This is a genomic window from Actinomadura graeca (genome assembly GCF_019175365.1).
In the GTDB taxonomy this organism is placed as follows: Bacteria; Actinomycetota; Actinomycetes; order Streptosporangiales; family Streptosporangiaceae; genus Spirillospora; species Spirillospora graeca.
Map to the genome: position 1 here is coordinate 3,875,060 of NZ_CP059572.1, position 17,614 is coordinate 3,892,673.

Below are 17,614 nucleotides of genomic sequence, written 5' to 3' on the forward strand. Positions count from 1 at the left end.
GTGCGCGGTTACGTTCGAGAGCAGTCCGGCACATCCGTCCAGCACGGGAGGTCAGCGTGCCCGACCGAACGCCCCCCGGCCGCACGGCCGTCGCCCTTGAGGATCCGGCACTGGATCCGGTGCCGCTGACCCAGCGGCTCGTCCGCTACGACACGACCAACCCGCCGGGCGACGAGGCCGCCTGCGTCGGCTTCGTCGAGCGCCTCGCCGCCGAGGCCGGGCTGGAGACCCGCGTGATCGCGGCCGACCCGCGGCGGCCGAACCTGATCGTCCGGCTCCCCGGACGGGGCGAGGCGCCGCCGCTGCTGCTGCACGCGCACGTCGACGTCGTCCCCGCCGAGGGGCAGCGGTGGACCCATCCGCCGTTCGACGGCGCGCTCCGCGACGGCCACGTCTGGGGGCGCGGCTCGCTCGACATGAAGGGCGGGCTGGCGATGATGCTCACGGCGATGCTCCGCCTGCGCGCCGCGGGCACGCCGCCCGCGGGCGACGTGCTGCTCGCCGTCGTCCCCGACGAGGAGGCGGGCAGCGCCGTGGGCGCGGGCCACCTCGTCCGCGAGCACCCCGGCCTGTTCGCCGGTGTGCGCAACGCCGTCGGCGAGGACGGCGGCGCCGACCTCGACCTGGGCGGGGCCGTCCGCCCGCACCCGGTCGTCGTGGCGGAGAAGCGCGCCTGCTGGCTGCGCGTCACGCTGCGCGGCCAGGGCGGACACTCCTCGCGGACGGCCCCGCCCGGCAGCGCGGTGCGGCAGCTCACCCGGCTGCTGCGGGCGATCGAGCCCGGCGGCCTGGAGCCGGTCGTCACCCCCGCGGTGGACCGGATGCTCCGGGAGCTGTCCGCCGTGCTCGGCGAGCCGCTCGCGGGCGCGTTCGCGCGGCTGCGCACCGACCCCGGCGACGAGGAGGCCCTGGCCGCCCTGCCGGACGCCGACGCCCAGTACCTGCGGTCGGTGCTCCGCCACTCGGTGAACGCGACGGTGATCGAGGGAGGCACGGCGCCGAACGTGCTGCCCGAGGAGATCACGGTGACGCTGGACGGCAGGGCGCTGCCCGGCGGCTTCGGCGCCGCCGGCTTCGTCGAGGAGCTGTCGGCGCGGACCGGGACGGAGCTGTCCGCCGAGGTCCTGGTCGAGGGCGAGGCGATGCCCGGCCCGGAGTTCGGCGCGTTCTACGACGACCTGGTCGCCGTGCTGCGCGCCGCCGACCCGGACGGCGTGCCGGTCCCGATGATGACGACCGCGTCCACCGACGCCCGGCTGTTCCGCAGCCTCGGCATCGCCTGCTACGGCTGGCTGCCGCTGCTGCTGCCCGCGGGCGGCGGCTACCGCGGCCTGCTGCACCGCCCGGACGAACGGGTCCCCGCCGAGGCGCTGCGCTTCGGCGCGGCCTGCTTCACCGACCTGCTGCGCGGCCGCCGATGACCGCCGCGCAGGGGACGTGGCGGCCGGCCCGCGCCCGGGCGGCCGGGCCGCCGGTCGTCAGGCTGGCGGGCGACGAGACGGCGATCCGGCGGTGGGCGGGCCCGATCGCGGCGACGACCCGGCTGGGCTACGCCGGGTCCGACCCCGTCCCCGGGCTGCCGCCGCCCGACGGGGCGCACGACACCGCGCGGGACGTGGCGGCGGACCTGCGTTCCGGGACCACGGCGTGGCTGGCGCTCGGTCCCGACGGCACGCCGGTCGGTGCCGTCCGCGTCCGCGACCACGGCCCGCGCGGCTGGGAGATCCGCAGGGTCGCGACCGTCCGGCGGGGGCAGCGCCGGGGCGTCGCGCGGCGGATCCTGGCCGAGGTGGAGCGCGCGGCCCTGGAGGCGGACGTGCCACGGATCTGGCTGGACGCCGTCGTCGAACGCTGCCTGCCGCCCTATTACGCGGCGCTCGGCTACCGGGTCGTCGACCACTTCCCCAGTCCCGACAAGCCGCTCAGCGAGGTCACCATGGCCCGCGTCCCCGGGGAGCCCGGAGCGCCCGAGACGCTGCCGTGGCCGGACCCGCCCTGGCCGTCCGGGGACCACACCGCCGTCTGCTGGTTCCTCGGCGGCGGGGGGCTCCGCCTCGCCTGCGCCGGCTGCGCGGACACCCGGGGCGACCTGCGGGCGGCCGTCCGCGCGGCCGCCAGGCGCGTCGCGGCCGCGGGCGCTCCGGCCGCCCGGCTCGCGGGCGTGGACCTGTTCCCGCACGACCCCGCCGGGGTGCTCGCGGACGTCGGCGCCGGGACGTCCGGCGTCCGGCTCGTCGCCGCGGACCGCGCGACCGCGCCCGCCCATCTGATGCCCCGCGTCGTCCATCCCGACCTGCTCGCGTTCTGGCGGACCGTCCCCGGCCGCGAGACCGACCTGCCGTTCGCGGCGTCAGCCGCGCGTTCCCGGAGGTGAGAAGCCCGTGACATCCACCGCCCTCGTCACGGTGGATCTGGCGCCGTTCTTCGACAACGTCGGCATCACCCCGTCCGGCGACCCGTCCGCCGGTGCCTTCAACATCTGGGGCAACACGTTCCCCGCCGGGGAACTGCCCGAAGGCCCCCGGGCGATGCTCGGCGGCGTCCCGTTCCGCTTCCCCGACCGGGGCCCCGGCGGCGCCGACAACCTGCGGTGCGCGGGCGGCCTGATCCCGCTGCCCGAGGGACGCTACGACTGGCTGTACCTCCTCGCGGCGGCCGAGCGCCGCACCGAGGACCCCGTCCACCTGCACTACGCGGACGGGACGGTCGATCCCGAATGGCTGCGCGTCTCCGACTTCTGGCCGGAGACGGAACCCTGGTTCGGCGAGCGGGAGGGGATCCGCTGCGAGAGCCTGCACTACCCCCGGCACGTGCAGCGGCCGATGGGCCCGGCGCTGTGGCGGGAGCGGATCCCCGTCCCCCGCGAGACGCCGCTCGCCGCGCTGCGGCTTCCCGACAACCCGGCGGTGCACGTCTTCGCGATCACGCTCCTGCCCGCCGAGGAGGTGGCATCGGCATGAGGACGATCGTGCCCGGCGTACGGGCCTGGAGGCACGACCTCGCGGGCTGCCTGCACGCCTGCGCGGCGACGCTGCTGGAGCACCGGGGCGTGCCCGCGCTGGAGGCGCTCGGCTCCCGGTGGGGCTTCTACTATCCGCCCGGCGACTTCCGCCAGGAGGAGTACTACTTCCCCTGCCCGCCCGGCGTCCCGCTGCTGTCCGCGCTGGCGCCCTACCACCGCGTGTCGTCGCGCTGGCACGAACCCGCCGACGCCCGGCAGGGGTGGGCGGACGTCCGCGAGCGCGTCGCGTCCGGGACGCCCGTCGCCGTCGCCGTCGACAACTTCGAGCTGCCCTTCCGGCCCGCCCACCGTGACGTCCACGCCAACCACCTGGTGATCGTGTACGGGTTCGACGACGAGGCCGGGACGGCGCGGGTCCTGGACGCGGTGCCGCCCCGCTTCGACGGCGACCTGCCCCTGGACGTCCTCGCGGCCGCGCGCGGCTCCGGCAACGAGGCGCGGCACGAGCGCGACATGTTCTTCGCCGACAGCTCCGTCGCCCACCGCTGGCTCGAGATCGCCGCGGACGACGGGACCCCCGGCCCGCCGGACCCCGCCGCCCTCGCCCGGTGGCTGCGCCGCAACCTCGACGGGTTCGCGGCGCCCGACGACGGCGAGCCGTACGAGGGCCTGTCCGGGCTCACCGCCTTCCTGCGCGACGCGGAGGCGCGGCTGGCCGCCGGCGAGAAGATCGCCGACGAGCTGTTCGTCGTCGCGGGCGGCGCGCTGGCCGCCACCGCCCTGCACGCCGACCTGCTCGCGCACGCGGGCCGCACGTCCGGCCTGCCCGTCCTCGGCGAACTGGGCCGGACGGTCGCGCGGGTGGCGCACCACTGGACGGCGCTGCGCATCCTCGCGGCGCTCACCCGGGACGGCGACGTGACGGCCGGGCGGCTGCGCCGGCGGCACGACGCGCTGCTCGGCGACACCGAGCGGGCGCTGCTGCGGATCGAGTCCGCGCTGCCCGCCCTCGATGCCTAGGTGACCCCCACGAAGGACCGGCCCGGCGTCCCCGCACCGATCCGAACCCCGCACGCACCCGACACCGACCGGAGATGATCATGAGTGAACTCGCCATGCTCGGCGGGCCGCGGATCGTTCCGCGCAACCGCCGGATCCCCCGCTGGCCCGACCTCGCACCCGAGGACGAGGAGGCCGTGCGCCGGGTCGTCGCGAGCGGCCGCTACACCGCCGCCGCCGCGGGCGAGAAGGAGATCGCGGGCCTCGAACGGGACTGGGCCGAGGAGGTCGGCACCCGGCACTGCGTGGCCGTCAGCAACGGCACCACCGCGCTGTCGCTGGCCCTCGCCGCCGCGGGCGTCGGCCCTGGAGACGAGGTCATCGTCCCCGCGCTGAGCTTCATCGCGACCGCGATCACCCCGCTGCACCTGTCGGCCGTCCCCGTGTTCGCCGACGTGGACCCCGTCACCTTCAACGTCGCGCCGAAGGCCGTCGAGGCCGCGGTGACGCCGCGCACCAGGGCGATCGTGGTCGTCCACCTGCACGGGCTGCCCGCCGACCTGGACGAGCTGGCCGCGACCGCCGGACGGCACGGTCTCGCGCTCGTCGAGGACGCCGCCCAGGCGCACGGCGCGCGCTACCGAGGGCGCGCGGTGGGCTCGTACGGCGACATCGGCACCTTCAGCCTGAACGTCAGCAAGAACCTGCCGACCTGCGGGGAGGGCGGCCTGGTCACCACCGACGACGACGACCTGCACCGGCGCGTCGGCATGATGCGCCAGTTCGGCGAGATGCTCGGGGGCGGCGGCCCGCGCAGTTACGTCTCGCACGTCCTCGGCTGGAACGACAAGCCCAACGCCGTCCAGTGCGCGTTCACCCGCAGCCGCCTCGGCCGGTTCCGCGAGGAGAACCGGATCCGCGACGAGAACGTCCGCCACTTCCTCGGGCGGCTGGGCGAACTGCCGTGGCTGCGGGGCCCGGAGGCCCCCGACGACCGGACGCACGCCTGGCACATCCTGCGTTTCATGACCGACCCGGAGCCGTTCGGCCTCGGCCCCGCGCACACCGGCCCGGTCCGCGCCGCCGTGATGAAGGCCCTGCGCGCCGAGGGCGTCCCCGCGACGCACTACCAGCTGATGCCACTGCCCGGCCAGCGGGTGTTCCGCCGTCCCCCGATCGCCACCGAGGACCACTACCGCGCCTCCGACTGGCCGAACACGCTGGAGGTGATCGACGGCTCCTTCACGATCCAGAAGGCGCACCTCAGCCCGAAGGCCCGCCCGATGCTGGACCTGTACGCCGACGCGGCCACCAAGGTGTGGGAGAACCGCGACGCCATCGCGCGGGAAGCACGGGAGATGGACTACCGGCCCCCGTGGCAAGAGGCCGAGGAGATCGCCGAACAAGAACTTCCCACCTGAGACGGCCGGACCGGCGCCCGGCCGGGCGCCGGTCCAGAACGCCGTACGCGGCTCGGGACCCGGTTCAGAACGCGGCTCAGAACGCGGCTCAGAACGCCAGGCGCAACGCCGCGGTGACGGCGACGCCGCAGAGGATGGCGGGGAGTTCGGGGGCGCGCAGCAGCCGGGCGCCGAGCGCGCCGCCGAGACCGGCCGTGACCGTCCAGTCGAAGCCGTCCCAGCGGGGCCCGGCCACCTCCACGACGATCAGGGCGGCCAGCAGCGCGGGCGCCAGCATGGCGATCACCCGCAGGACCGGGCGCGGCAGCTCGCGCCCGCCGAGCGTGGTCGGCCCGGCGGCCTTGAACAGCACGTTGATCGCCGCGACGGCCGCGATGGCGGGCCAGAGCGTCATGATCGTCCTTCCGTGGTGTCGTCCGAGGTGTCGCCCGGGGCGTCCTTCGAGTCGCGCTCCGCCGACGGGGTGTGTTCCGCCGACGCGGTGTGCTCCGCCGGGTCGCCGCCGCTGCCGAGCAGGCCCAGCAGCGCGGCCACGGACGCGCCGAGCAGCGCCACGCCCGGCGGCACCCACACGACCAGCACGCCCGCGAGGACGGCGGCGAGCGCCGCCGCCCGCCGCGCGGCCGCCGACCTGCGCAGCTCCTCCAGGAGCAGGAGGAGGAAGAACGCGGGGAAGACGACGTCGAGGCCGAAGCGGTCGACCACCTCTGGGGACGGGTGCAGGAACACGCCGATGGCCGTGCCCGTCACCCACGCCGGCCACTGCGGCAGCGTCGCGCCGACCATGCGTTCGAGGTCGAACCGCCCGCGGCCCAGGTGCGCGACAACCCACGAGCCGTCCACCACCGCCTGCCCGACCAGCGCCCGCCGCAGCGGCCCGCCGCGCAGGCTCGGCCCGATGGCCACCGACATCGGGATGAACCGGGCGTTGATGAGCGCCGCCGCGGCGACGGCGGGCAGTGTCCCGCCGCCGCCCGCCAGCGCGGTCACGAGCGCGAACTGCGCGGAGCCGGAGAACACCACGAGCGAGCACACGATCGTCGGCAGCGGATCCCAGCCCAGCGTGCGCGCCGTCGCCCCGAACGTGACGGCCAGCGCGAACGACGCGGAGGCGAGGCTCAGCCCGCTCCACACGCCGCTCCGCAGCCGCTGCCGCGGCGTCCCGTCGAGATGGACGTCAGACCGTGAGGCGGTGAGCATGCAGCTCCTCGTAGTACGGCAGATGGTGGCGGAGGTAGTCGCCGAGCACCGGGTGGGCCGCGACGTCCTCGGCGCCGCGCTCGGGGCCGCTCTTCCGGAACCCCGTGCTGGCCGCCGCGTCGGCGTGCCAGCGCTGCGACGGCGTCCACTCCTCGCGCTGCTCGGCCCGCCAGGTCAGCGCCTCGGGGCGGAACCCGATGCCGACCCGCGCGCAGAACGAGGCGACCGTCGCCTCGGGCCGGGCGACCAGGTCGGCGGCGTCGACGACGACGGGCTCGCGGCCGGTCAGCCGCCGGACGGCGGTGAAGATCTCGTGCTGTGCCTCGAAGCCGATCTGGTGGCGCTCGACGCCGGGGTTCAGCCGCCGGTAGGAGGCGATCGTCTCGCTCGGGTGCCGGATCAGGAAGGCGTGCTCGGCGTCCCGCGCGAGGAAGTCCTCGTCGGCGAGGACGCCGGGATACCGCTCGTCGGTGGTGTCCTTCACGAACACCGGATGCTCGCGGGACCGCTCGCGCAGCCGCCCGATCAGCTCCGCCTCGGTCGTCAGGGGCGCGCCGCCCAGTTCGGCGCGGCCGAATTCCGCCAGATAGGAGAATGGCTCGTGGACGGCGTCGAAATCGCCCCGCTCGGCCATCATGCGGAAGAACGCGGTGGACCTGCTGCGCGGTGCGCTCCACAGGATGAGCAGGGACGGCGACGCTTCTCGAGCGGGCATGGAACCTCCACCACAGGGCGCGGTGCGCCGTGACCAGAACGTTTCCGACCCTTCCCCGCCGAAACGCGGTACCGCGTAATCGTGAGGACGAATCCGGCCCCGGCGACATCAACGGTGGGCCGATGCGGGAGGCGGAGCGCCGAACCTACGTTTGGCATTGTCCCGATCGAAAGAGAAGGTCATGCCTAAGTGCTCTGAATGCTCCGCCGACGTCGCCGTCGAGGACGGCGCCCAGGAGAACGAGATCGTCCAGTGCGCCGAGTGCGGCACCGAGCTGGAGGTCGTCAGAACGGCCCCCGTCGGCCTCGCGCCCGCACCAGATGTGGAGGAGGACTGGGGCGAGTGAGCCCGCCCGCACAGACCGGCACCGCTCGGACCGGTGCCGCATGGACAGGCACCGCACGGACGGGCACCGCGCAGTCCGGTGCCACGGCCTGGCCCCGGGCGTCGGAGCCCGGGGCGGCCGGGGCGGGCGCGGCCGCCCCGGTGGGTCTCATCGCCTCGCGCGTCCGGCTGGACGAGAAGCGCATCATGGCCGCCCTCGACCGCCGCGCCGTCCCCTATGAACGGCTGGACGGACGGACCTGCCGGTACGAGCTGGACGCCGCCCCGCCGCCCTGGCCGGTGGTCCTGAACCGCGAGATCGGCCAGGTCCGCGCCGCCTACGCGGCCCACGGGGTGGAGGCCGGGGGCGGCACCGTCGTCAACAGCGCGGCCGCGATCGAGCTGTGCGGCGACAAGTGGCGCACGTCGGTGGCGCTGCGCCGCGCCGGGCTGCCGATCCCGCGCACCGCGCTGGCCCTCACCCCGGAGGCGGCGCTCGACACGATCGAGCGGATCGGCTACCCCGCCGTCATCAAGCCCCTCCAGGGCTCGTGGGGACGGCTGGTCACCGCCGTCCGGGACCGTCACGCCGCCGCGGCCGTGCTGGAGCACGTCGCCGCCCTGCCGTCCCCGCAGTCGCACATCGTCTACGTCCAGGAGTTCATCGACACGCCCGGACGCGACGTCCGGGCCATCGTGATCGGCGGGCGGCTCGTCGGCGCCGTGTACCGCAGCGCCGGCGAGGCGGCCGGCGGGTGGCGGGCGAACGTCGCTCTCGGCGCCACGACCGAGCGGTGCGCCGTCACCCCGGAGCTCGCGGAGCTGGCGGAGGAGGCCGCGCGGGTGGTCGGCGCCGACATCGCCGGCGTGGACCTGCTGGAGGAGCGCGGCGAGCGGCTGCTCGTCCTGGAGGTCAACTCCGGCGTGGAGTTCTCCGGCTTCCAGGAGGCGATGGGCGACACCGTGGACGTCGCCGACCAGATCGCCGGGTATGTCGCGGCGTGCCGGGAAGGGGTGTGGATGTGATCCGGGTCGCGGTCCTCGGCGCCTCCGGGTACATCGGGGGCGAGCTGCTGCGCATCCTGCTCGGCCATCCGCACGTCGAGGTGGGCGCCGCCGCGTCGGCGCGGCTCGCCGGGCGGCGCGTGGACTCCGCCCACCCGAACCTGCGGTCGGTCTGCGACCTGACCTTCACCCATCCCGACGACCTCGGCGCCCACGACGTGCTGTTCGCGGCCATCCCGCACCTGGAGAGCATGCGGCAGGCGGAGGCGCTGCTGGAGCGCGGGCGCGTCCTCATCGACCTGACCGCCGACTTCCGGCTGCCGGACGCGGCGACGTTCGAGCGCTACTACGGCGTCCCGCACGAGGCCCGCGACCTGCTCGGCGAGTTCGTGTTCGGGCTGCCGGAGACCCACCGCAAGGAGCTGCGCGACGCCGACCGGATCAGCGTCCCCGGCTGCATGGCCACCGCCGCGATCCTCGCGCTGCACCCCGCCGCCGAGGCGGGGCTCCTGGAGCCCGCGGTGTCGGTGGACGCGCGGACGGGGTCGAGCGGCTCGGGCCGGTCGAGCGGCCTCGCCGATTCCCATTCCGAGCGGTCGGGCGCGCTGCGGGTGTTCGCGCCGTCCGGCCACCGGCACGAGGCCGAGATCACCCAGGAGACCGGGCTGGACGTCACGATGAGCGCCACGGGGATCGAGGCCGTACGCGGCGTTCAGGTGCTGTGCCGGGGACGTCTCCGCGGGCCCGTGGACGAGGCCCGGCTGCGCGAGACCTACCGGCGGTGCTACGGCGACGAGCCGTTCACCCGGGTCGTCGCGCGGCGGCGCGGCGCCTACCGGCTGCCCGAGCCGAAGATCCTGTCCGGCTCCAACTTCTGCGACGTGGGCTTCGTGACCGGCCCGGTCCCTGGTGGGGGGACGACCCTCCACGCCCCCCGGAACGGCGAAGACGGCCAGGCCCTGCTGGTCGGCGCGCTGGACAACCTCGTCAAGGGCGGGGCCGGCAACGCCGTCCAGTGCATGAACATCCGGTTCGGCTGGCCCGAGCGGACCGGCCTGGAGTTCCCCGGCCTGCACCCGATCTGAGCGAGGCGTCCCCATGACCGGCATCACGGTGATCAAATGCGGCGGCCACGCGGCCGTCGACCCGGCCGCCATCTGCGCGGACGTGGCCGAGCTGTACCGGGAGGGCCGCCGCGTCGTCCTGGCGCACGGCGGCTCCGCCGAGATCGAGCACCTGGCCGGGAGGCTGGGCGTCCCGCTGCGCCGCCTGGTCTCGCCGGACGGGGTGTCCGCCCGCTACACCGACGCGGCGACGCTGGAGGTCGTCACGATGGCGCTCACCGCCGGGGTCAAGCCCCGGCTGAGCACCGCCCTCGCCGGGCACGGGGTCCCCTCCGTCGGCTTGACCGGCCTGGACGGCGTCCTGCGCGCGCGCCGCAAGCCCGTGCACCGGGCCATCGTGGACGGGCGGCAGATACTCGTCCGCGACGACCACAGCGGGCGGGTGACGTCCGTCGACGGCGAGCTGCTGACCGGGCTGCTGGACGCCGGCCGCGTGCCGGTGGTGTCGCCGCCCGCGCTGGCCGAGGACGGCGCGCCCGTGAACGCCGACGCCGACCGGGCCGCGGCCGCGGTGGCGGCGGCGCTGGAGGCCGCGACGCTGCTCCTGCTGACCGGGGCGCCCGGAGTGCTCGCCGACGCCGCCGACGAGCGCAGCGTCCTGCCGGTCTACCGCGTGCCCGCAACCGGCGCGCCCGCCGACGTCTCGGGCGGGATGCGCCTCAAGCTCGTCGCCGCCCGCGAGGCGCTGCGGGCCGGGGTTCCGAGGGTCCTGGTGGCCGACGGCCGCCGCCCGCGCCCGGTGCTGGCGGCGCTGTCCGGCGAGGCGACCCGGATCGTCCTGAGTGAGGAGAAGGACTGACATGAGAGCCGACCCGATCACCGAGGACCGCGCCGTCGGGCTGCTCCGCGGCATGCTGGACATCCCGTCGCCGTCGTACGCGGAGGGCGCCCTCGCGGCGTTCCTGGAACGGGAGATGCGGTCGCTGGGCTTCACCGCGCACGTGGACGACGTGGGCAACGTCGTCGGCGAGATCGGCGCCGGGGACGGGCCGACGGTGATGCTGCTCGGCCACATGGACACCGTCCCCGGCGACGTCCCCGTCCGCACGGAGGCCGGACGGCTGTACGGCCGGGGCGCGTCCGACGCGAAGGGCCCGCTGGCCGCGATGATCTGCGCGGCGGCGCGGACGGGCGGCTCCGGCGGGCGCGTCGTCGTGGTCGGCGCGGTGGAGGAGGAGACGGCGCCGTCGCGTGGCGCCACGGCCGTCCGCGACACGATGCCGCCGCCCGACGCGCTGATCGTCGGGGAGCCGAGCGGCTGGTCCACGGTCGTCCTCGGCTACAAGGGCAAGCTGGACCTGCGGTACGAGGTGGAGTGCGAGCCCGTGCACCCCACGCGGCCCGGCCTGAAGGCGGCCGAGCACGCCTGGGGGTGCTGGGCGACGCTGCTGGAGCTGCTCGGCCCCGGCACCGGGCCGGGCGAAGGGCACGACTCGTTCGACCGTCCGGGCCCGACCCTGGTGTCGATCTCCGGCGACCTCGTCCGCGCCGAGGCCGAGTTCAGCGTCCGCACGCCGCCGGGCTTCGACGCGGACGGGTTCGTCGAGCGGCTGCGGGCCCGGACCCCGCACGGGCGCCTCAGCGTGATCGGCAACGTGGGCGCGCACCGGGTCGGCCGCGCCGACCCGGTGGTCCGCGCGCTGCACGCGGGCATCCGCGAGCACGGCGTCCGCCCCGCCGCCAAGCTGAAGACGGCGACGGCGGACCTCAACGTCCTGGCCGAGAAGTGGCGGATGCCGATGGCCACCTACGGGCCCGGTGACAGCGAGCTCGACCACACGCCGGACGAGTCGATCGACATCTCCGGCTACCTGCGCGGCGTCTCGGTGCTGACCACGGCGCTCGACCGGCTCGCGGCGCTGCCGCCCGGCGCGGAGTCGGCGCCCCCGGCGCCGCCCCGGGTGCCCCGGCCCCGCGAGGCCCCGGACCGTGTGCGCCCCGAGGACCGCGGGTCGCGCGAGGACGCCCCGGACGGCGGGCACGGGGGCCTCGACGAGCTCAAGGAGCGCGCGGCGAGCATCCGGAGGCGGATCGTCGACATGTGCGCGACGAAGAACGGGGGCCACCTCGGCGGGTCGATGTCCCTCGTCGAGATCATGGTGTGCCTGTACTCGCGCGTGCTGCGGATCGACCCGGACGACCCGGACGCCCCCGACCGTGACGTCATGATCCTCAGCAAGGGGCACGGCGCGATCGGCCTGTACGCGGCGCTCGGCGAGTACGGCTTCTTCCCCCCGGATCGGCTCTCGGACTACGGCGCCCACGGCTCGCAGTTCATGGCCCACCCCAACAGCGCGCTGCCGGGCGTCGAGATGCCGTCGGGGGCGCTCGGCCACGGCCTGCCGCTCGGGATCGGCTTCTCACTCGCCGCCCGGCTCGACGGGACGGACCGCCGCTGCGTCGTGATCATGGGGGACGGCGAGCTCCAGGAGGGCTCGGTCTGGGAGGCCGCGATGGCCGCCGGGACACAGAACCTGGAGCGCCTCACCGCGGTGGTGGACCGCAACCGGCTGCAGATCACCGGGCGGACCGAGTCGATCGTCGAGCTGGAGCCGCTCGCCGACCGCTGGCGGTCCTTCGGCTGGACCGTCCGCGAGGTGGACGGCCACGACCTGGCGGCCCTGCTGGAGGCGTTCACCGCGCCGCCCGAGCCGGGCCGTCCCACCGTGATCATCGCGCGGACCCGCAAGGGCCGCGGCCTGCCGTATGTCGAGGACAAGGTGAAGAGCCACTTCGTGAAGCTGAACGAGCGGATGCACCGGCGCGCCAAGGCGGCCCTCCGCGACGCCGACGCGGACGGGAAGGGGGGACGGTCATGACCGAGCAGGTGCCTCCGGACCGCAACATCTTCCGCGACACGCTCGTCCCGATGATGGCCGAGGACCCCCGGCTGGTCTGCCTGGACAGCGACACCGGCCTGTACGACGGCATCGACTTCGGCCCGGCCGCCGACCGGTACATCAACCTCGGTATCGCCGAGCAGGACCTCATGGGGGTCGCGGCGGGCCTCGCCAAGAGCGGCCGCGTCCCGGTGGTGAACACGATGGCCACCTTCGCCAGCACCCGCGCGCTGGAGTTCGTCAAGATCGACATCGCGTACAACGCGGTGCCGGTGCGGATCGCCGCGACGCACAGCGGGCTGTCGGCGGGGAGCCTCGGGCCGACCCACCACAGCCTGGAGGACCTCGCGGTGATGCGGACGCTGCCGAACATGACGGTGCTGGTCTCGGCGGGCGGCGCGTCGACCGAGGCGCTGTTCCGGCAGTGCGTGGACCTGCCCGGCCCCGTCTACCTGCGGCTCGGCCGGGGCCCGACGCCGCAGCTGCCCGAGGACGCGCCGCCGGTGCGGATCGGCGAGGCCCAGGTCCTGCGGCACGGCGACGACGTGACGCTCGTCGCCTGCGGCCCGTACCCGGTGGAGGCGGCGCTGCTCGCCGCCGAGCGGCTCGCCGACCTCGGCGTCGAGGCCGCCGTGCTGAACATGCACACCGTCAAGCCGCTGGACGTGACGACGCTGCTGGAGTTCGCGCGCCGGTCCCGGCTGGTGGTCACGGTCGAGGAGCACTGGGAGACCGGGGGCCTCGGCGCCGCCGTGGGCGAGGCGCTGGCGCCGCGGCTGCCGGTGCAGGTGCGCCGGGTGGCGGTGTCCGACGAGTTCGTGTCGATGGCCGGGGACCACCCCTACCTGCTGGAGCGGACCGGGATCAGACCGGACGCGGTGGTCGACGAGGTGCGCGACGTGCTCGGGGACCTCGGACGGGAGGACGAGGACGGCGAGGAGGACGAGCCGGGATGACGCAGACGCACACGGAAACCCAGGCCCAGGCCCAGGCCCAGGCCCAGGCCCAGGCCAACAGCGAGGCGAGTGACGCGGGCGACGCGCTGGAGGACGTCCGGAAAGCGCTCCTGGACCTGGCGCGGCGCCGGAGCCTGGCCGCCCGCCGCGACGCGCTCCCGGTCACCGGGATCGACGGCGCCGGGCCGCCGCCGCTCGCCTTCGAGCAGGAACGGCTGTGGTTCGCCGAGCGGGCGGGCCCGGCGCCCGAGGTGCCGGCCGAGACGCTGGCCGTGCGGCTCGACGGGCCGGTGGACGTGCCGTCGCTGAGGCGCGCGCTGACCGCGGCGTCGGCCCGGCACGAGGCGCTGCGGACGCGGTTCGGCACCGTCCACGGCGTCCCCTGCCAGATCGTGGACCCGCCGGGCGAGGTCCCGCTCGCGGTGGACGTCCTCGACGAGCGGAGCCGGGAGGACGCGCCGCGGGACGCCGCCGCGTCGCGGTTCGACCTCGCCGAGGGGCCCCTGTTCCGGGCGCGGCTGCTGCTGCCGCCCGGCGGGAACGGTGACGGGCTGCTGCTCCTGTCGGCCCACCGGACCGTCGCCGACGCGCACACGCTGCGGATGGTCGCCCGCGAGCTGGTGTCCGGCGAGGTCCGGGACCCGGGTGTCCGGCTCACCGATGTCGCCCGGTGGGAACGCGCCGTCCTCGGCGGCGAGCGCCTCGAACGCGGCCTGGAGATTTGGTCGGAGCGGCTGGCCGGGCTGCCCGCCCTGGACCTGCCCGTGGACTTCCGCCGCGCGGCGGACCGGCCCAGGGCGGGCGGCGTCCACGAGCAGGCCGTCCCGGACGGGCTCCGCGGCGTGGACGACGGGACGCTGCTCGCGGCGCTGCTGGTCGTCCTGGCCCGCTACACCCGGCAGGACGACCTGGTCGTCGGCGTGCTCACCGACGGCCGCGCGCGGGAGGCACTGCGCCCGCTGGCCGGGCCGCTCGCGAAGCCGCTCGTCCTCCGCCTGGACGTCCCGGGCGACGAGGAGTTCGGCGCGCTGGCCCACCGGGCGCGACAGGCGCTGGCGGAGGCCCGCGCCCGGCAGGAGGTGCCGTTCGGCGCGCTCGACCTCGGCGGGACGCCCCTCCAGGTCGCCCTGGCCAGGGTCGAGGCCGCGCCGGGGGAGGTCCCGGTCGCGCACGGGGGCTCGGACTTCGAGCTGTTCGTCCAGGTGATCGAGGAACCGGGCGGCGCGGCGCGGCTGCGCGTCGAGTACGCCGCCGAGCTCTTCGAGCCGGGCCGGATCGAGCGGACGGCCGGGCACCTGCTCAACGCGCTGCGCGCCGGTCCCGCCGAGCCCGGCAGGGCCTCGGGCGCGGTCCCGATCGTCGGCGACGAGGAACGCCGCACCCTGCTCACGCGGTGGAACCCCGAACCGCGCCCGCACGAGACGGACGGACGGCTGCTGCACCGGCTCGTCAGCGAGCACGCCCTCGGCCGCCCGGACGCCCCGGCCGTCCGCCACGAGGGGACGACCGTCACCTACGGCGAGCTGGACGGCCGCTCCGACCGGCTCGCGCGGCTGCTCGCGGACGGGCACGGCGCCGGGCCCGGGCGGCTGGTGGCGATGCTGCTGGAGCGCGGCCCGGACGCGCCGGCGACGCAGCTCGCCGTCCTGAAGACGGGCGCCGCCTGGCTCCCGCTCGACCCGGACTACCCGGCGAGGCGGCTCGCGTTCCAGCTGGAGGACTCCCGCGCCGGGCTGGTCGTCACCACCTCCGACCTCGCCGGCCGGCTCCCGGAGGAGACGCCGAAGCTGCTGCTGGACGACCCGGGGACGCGTGAGCGGCTCGCGGAACTCCCGCCCGGGCCGCCGCCGTGCGACGCCGGTCCCGACGACCTCGCCTACGTCATCTACACCTCGGGCTCGACCGGGACGCCGAAGGGCGTCATGGTGGGCCACCGCGCGGTGGTGAACTTCATCGGCAACTGCCGCGAGCTGTTCGGCATCACCCCGCACGACCGGGTGCTCCAGTTCGCGAACCTGGCCTTCGACGTCAGCGTCTTCGACGTCTACGCGGCGCTGTGCCACGGCGCGCTGCTCGTCACCGCGCCGCGCCAGGCGCTGCTGGACCCGGGGCGCCTCACCGCGCTCATGCGCGACGAGCGGGTCACCCTCGCCGACCTGCCCCCGGCCGTCCTGAAGCAGCTCGACCCCGGCGACCTCCCGGACCTGCGGGCGCTGTTCGTCGGGCTGGAGCCGTTCCCCGGCGAGCTGGTGAACCGGTGGAACACGCAGGGACGGCAGTTCCACAACGGCTACGGGCCGACCGAGGCGACCGTCGCTTGCGTCGACTACCTGTGCCCGGACGAGCCGCTCACGGCGATGCCGCCGATCGGGCGCCCGATGGGCAACCACCGCGCGTACGTGCTCGACGAGCACTTCGGGCCCGTCCCGATCGGGGTGCCCGGCGAGCTGTTCGTCGCGGGCGCCGGGCTCGCGCGCGGCTACCTAAACCGGCACGAGCTGACGGCCGAGCGCTTCCTGGACGACCCGTTCCGCCCCGGCGCGGGCGAGCGGATGTACCGCACGGGGGACCTGGTGCGGTGGCGGCCGGACGGGAACCTGGAGTTCGTCGGCCGGGCCGACGGCCAGATCAAGATCCGCGGGCTGCGGATCGAGCCGGGCGAGGTCGAGCACGCGCTCACCGCCCGGCCCGAGATCGAGGACGCCGCCGTCACCGCGCGGGAGGGACCGGGCGGGCCCCGGCTCGTCGGGTACGTCACGGTGTCCGGGCCGGGCGGGGACGGCCCGTTCGACGCCGACGCGGTCCGCGAGGCGCTCGCGTCCGAGGTGCCCGCGCACATGGTGCCGTCCGAGCTGGTCGAGCTGGACTCGATCCCCCGCAACCCCAGCGGCAAGCTCGACAGGTCGCGGCTGCCCGAGCCCGGCGCGAAGGCGCCCTCCGGGGCGGACGGCGGAACCGGCGGGACGGGCGGGACGGGCGGTGGCGAGCCGACCGGCACCGAACGGCGGCTCATCGAGCTGCTCCGCGGCACGCTCGACCTCGGCGACACCGCCGTGGAACCGGGCGACAACTACTTCGCCGTCGGCGGGAACTCCCTCAACCTCGTCCAGCTCCTCGACCGCGTCGAGGAGGAGTTCGGGGTCGGGCTGGAGCCCCGGGACGTGCTGCTCAACCCCGTCGTCCGGCGGATCGCCGCGACCATCGACGAGCGCGGAGCGGGCGGGGACGCAGGCGCGCGGGAACGCGACGCCACCCCGTGGCTGGTCCCGATCCGCGCCGAGGGCGACCGCACCCCGTTCTTCTGCGTCCACCCGTCCGGCGGGTCCGCGGTGCCCTATCTCGACCTCGCCGGGCTCCTGGACGACCGGCGGCCCTTCTACGGCATCGAGGCCGTCGGACTGCACGGCGAGGACGACCCGCCGGACGTCCCGGCGATGGCCGCCCGCTACCTGGAGGCCGTCCGCGGCGTCCAGCCCGAGGGCCCGTACCTGCTCGGCGGCTGGTCGATCGGCGGGACGCTCGCCTTCGAGATGGCCCGCCAGCTCCGAGAGGAGGGGGAGCGCGTCGCGCTGGTGGCGATGATGGACTCCGCCGCGCCGCCCGCCATGGACGAGCCGCCGACGCATACCGAGATGCTGGAGTCGTTCGCCCGTGACCTGTCCGGTTTGCAGGGCGAGGGACCGCCGGAGCTGGACTGGGAGCGGCTGACCGGCCTTGAGCCGGACGAGCAGACCACCGAGGTCGTGGACGCGCTCGAACGCGCCGGCCGGGTGCCCGCCGACATCCGCGACGAGCTCGGCCGCCGCATCCGGGTGTTCATGGCCAACGCCGCGACCGCCCTGACCTACCGGCCCGGTCACCACGACGGCACCCTCACCTCGCTGGGCGCGGCCGAGGGGCAGTACGCGGGCGGATGGGAGCCGCACGCCGGGGACGTCGTCGAGATCACCGTGCCCGGCGACCACTACACCATGCTCCAGCGGCCCCACGTGACCAGGCTCGCGCGCGAACTGGACCGCGTCCTGCGGGAGGCCGCGGGCGACCCCACCGGAACGGAAGGCTGAGGCG

At 75.7% G+C, this 17,614-nt stretch carries 15 protein-coding genes; 12 read left to right on the forward strand and 3 right to left on the reverse strand.

The annotated features are described in order from the left end of the window. The first annotated feature begins 56 nt into the window (after positions 1-56). The 5 genes from AGRA3207_RS17010 (at position 57) to AGRA3207_RS17030 (ending at position 5,382) form a co-directional block, all read left to right on the forward strand. Complete coding sequence (locus tag AGRA3207_RS17010; protein WP_231335630.1) at positions 57-1,421, forward strand: M20/M25/M40 family metallo-hydrolase; 1,365 nt, start codon at positions 57-59, stop codon at positions 1,419-1,421. Then, positions 1,418-2,374: a GNAT family N-acetyltransferase gene (locus AGRA3207_RS17015; protein WP_231335631.1), complete on the forward strand. Its 957-nt coding sequence runs from the start codon at positions 1,418-1,420 to the stop codon at positions 2,372-2,374. The genes AGRA3207_RS17010 and AGRA3207_RS17015 overlap by 4 nt, the downstream gene beginning before the upstream one ends. 7 nt (positions 2,375-2,381) lie before the next feature. Next, complete coding sequence (locus AGRA3207_RS17020) at positions 2,382-2,960, forward strand: hypothetical protein (RefSeq protein ID WP_231335632.1); 579 nt, start codon at positions 2,382-2,384, stop codon at positions 2,958-2,960. Further along, complete coding sequence (locus AGRA3207_RS17025) at positions 2,957-3,982, forward strand: BtrH N-terminal domain-containing protein (protein ID WP_231335633.1); 1,026 nt, start codon at positions 2,957-2,959, stop codon at positions 3,980-3,982. Before AGRA3207_RS17020 ends, AGRA3207_RS17025 begins: the two co-directional genes overlap by 4 nt. An 80-nt stretch (positions 3,983-4,062) precedes the next feature. Further along, complete coding sequence (locus AGRA3207_RS17030; protein WP_273700051.1) at positions 4,063-5,382, forward strand: DegT/DnrJ/EryC1/StrS family aminotransferase; 1,320 nt, start codon at positions 4,063-4,065, stop codon at positions 5,380-5,382. Positions 5,383-5,470: 88 nt separating this feature from the next. Here AGRA3207_RS17030 and AGRA3207_RS17040 read toward each other — a convergent pair whose 3' ends face one another. From AGRA3207_RS17040 to AGRA3207_RS17050, 3 genes are read right to left on the reverse strand one after another with little or no spacing between them, the layout of a single operon-like run. Then, positions 5,471-5,776: an AzlD domain-containing protein gene (locus tag AGRA3207_RS17040; protein ID WP_231335634.1), complete on the reverse strand. Its 306-nt coding sequence runs from the start codon at positions 5,774-5,776 to the stop codon at positions 5,471-5,473. Continuing rightward, positions 5,773-6,582, reverse strand: a complete 810-nt coding sequence (locus tag AGRA3207_RS17045; RefSeq protein WP_231335635.1) for an AzlC family ABC transporter permease — start codon at positions 6,580-6,582, stop codon at positions 5,773-5,775. The genes AGRA3207_RS17040 and AGRA3207_RS17045 overlap by 4 nt, the downstream gene beginning before the upstream one ends. After that, positions 6,560-7,297: a sulfotransferase-like domain-containing protein gene (locus AGRA3207_RS17050; RefSeq protein WP_231335636.1), complete on the reverse strand. Its 738-nt coding sequence runs from the start codon at positions 7,295-7,297 to the stop codon at positions 6,560-6,562. Before AGRA3207_RS17050 ends, AGRA3207_RS17045 begins: the two co-directional genes overlap by 23 nt. A gap of 181 nt (positions 7,298-7,478) precedes the next feature. Here AGRA3207_RS17050 and AGRA3207_RS17055 point away from each other — a divergent pair, with 181 nt between their 5' ends. From AGRA3207_RS17055 to AGRA3207_RS17085, 7 genes are read left to right on the forward strand one after another with little or no spacing between them, the layout of a single operon-like run. Continuing rightward, positions 7,479-7,643, forward strand: a complete 165-nt coding sequence (locus AGRA3207_RS17055) for a lysine biosynthesis protein LysW (RefSeq protein WP_067460580.1) — start codon at positions 7,479-7,481, stop codon at positions 7,641-7,643. Further along, on the forward strand, positions 7,640-8,647 hold the full coding sequence (locus AGRA3207_RS17060) for a RimK family alpha-L-glutamate ligase (protein ID WP_231335637.1): 1,008 nt from the start codon (positions 7,640-7,642) through the stop codon (positions 8,645-8,647). Before AGRA3207_RS17055 ends, AGRA3207_RS17060 begins: the two co-directional genes overlap by 4 nt. Beyond that, a complete protein-coding gene (argC, locus tag AGRA3207_RS17065; protein WP_231335638.1) occupies positions 8,644-9,711 on the forward strand; it encodes an N-acetyl-gamma-glutamyl-phosphate reductase in 1,068 nt (355 codons plus the stop codon). The genes AGRA3207_RS17060 and argC overlap by 4 nt, the downstream gene beginning before the upstream one ends. A gap of 13 nt (positions 9,712-9,724) precedes the next feature. After that, positions 9,725-10,549, forward strand: coding sequence for a [LysW]-aminoadipate kinase (locus tag AGRA3207_RS17070; RefSeq protein WP_231335639.1), 825 nt, complete (start codon positions 9,725-9,727; stop codon positions 10,547-10,549). A gap of 1 nt (position 10,550) precedes the next feature. Beyond that, the gene (locus AGRA3207_RS17075; RefSeq protein ID WP_231335640.1) at positions 10,551-12,569 is read left to right on the forward strand and encodes a M20/M25/M40 family metallo-hydrolase; all 2,019 of its coding nucleotides are present in this window, start codon (positions 10,551-10,553) and stop codon (positions 12,567-12,569) included. After that, positions 12,566-13,546 (forward strand): transketolase family protein, encoded by a 981-nt coding sequence (locus AGRA3207_RS17080; RefSeq protein WP_231335641.1) that lies wholly within the window; start codon positions 12,566-12,568, stop codon positions 13,544-13,546. The genes AGRA3207_RS17075 and AGRA3207_RS17080 overlap by 4 nt, the downstream gene beginning before the upstream one ends. Then, complete coding sequence (locus tag AGRA3207_RS17085) at positions 13,543-17,610, forward strand: non-ribosomal peptide synthetase (RefSeq protein ID WP_231335642.1); 4,068 nt, start codon at positions 13,543-13,545, stop codon at positions 17,608-17,610. The genes AGRA3207_RS17080 and AGRA3207_RS17085 overlap by 4 nt, the downstream gene beginning before the upstream one ends. Positions 17,611-17,614: the final 4 nt, after the last annotated feature.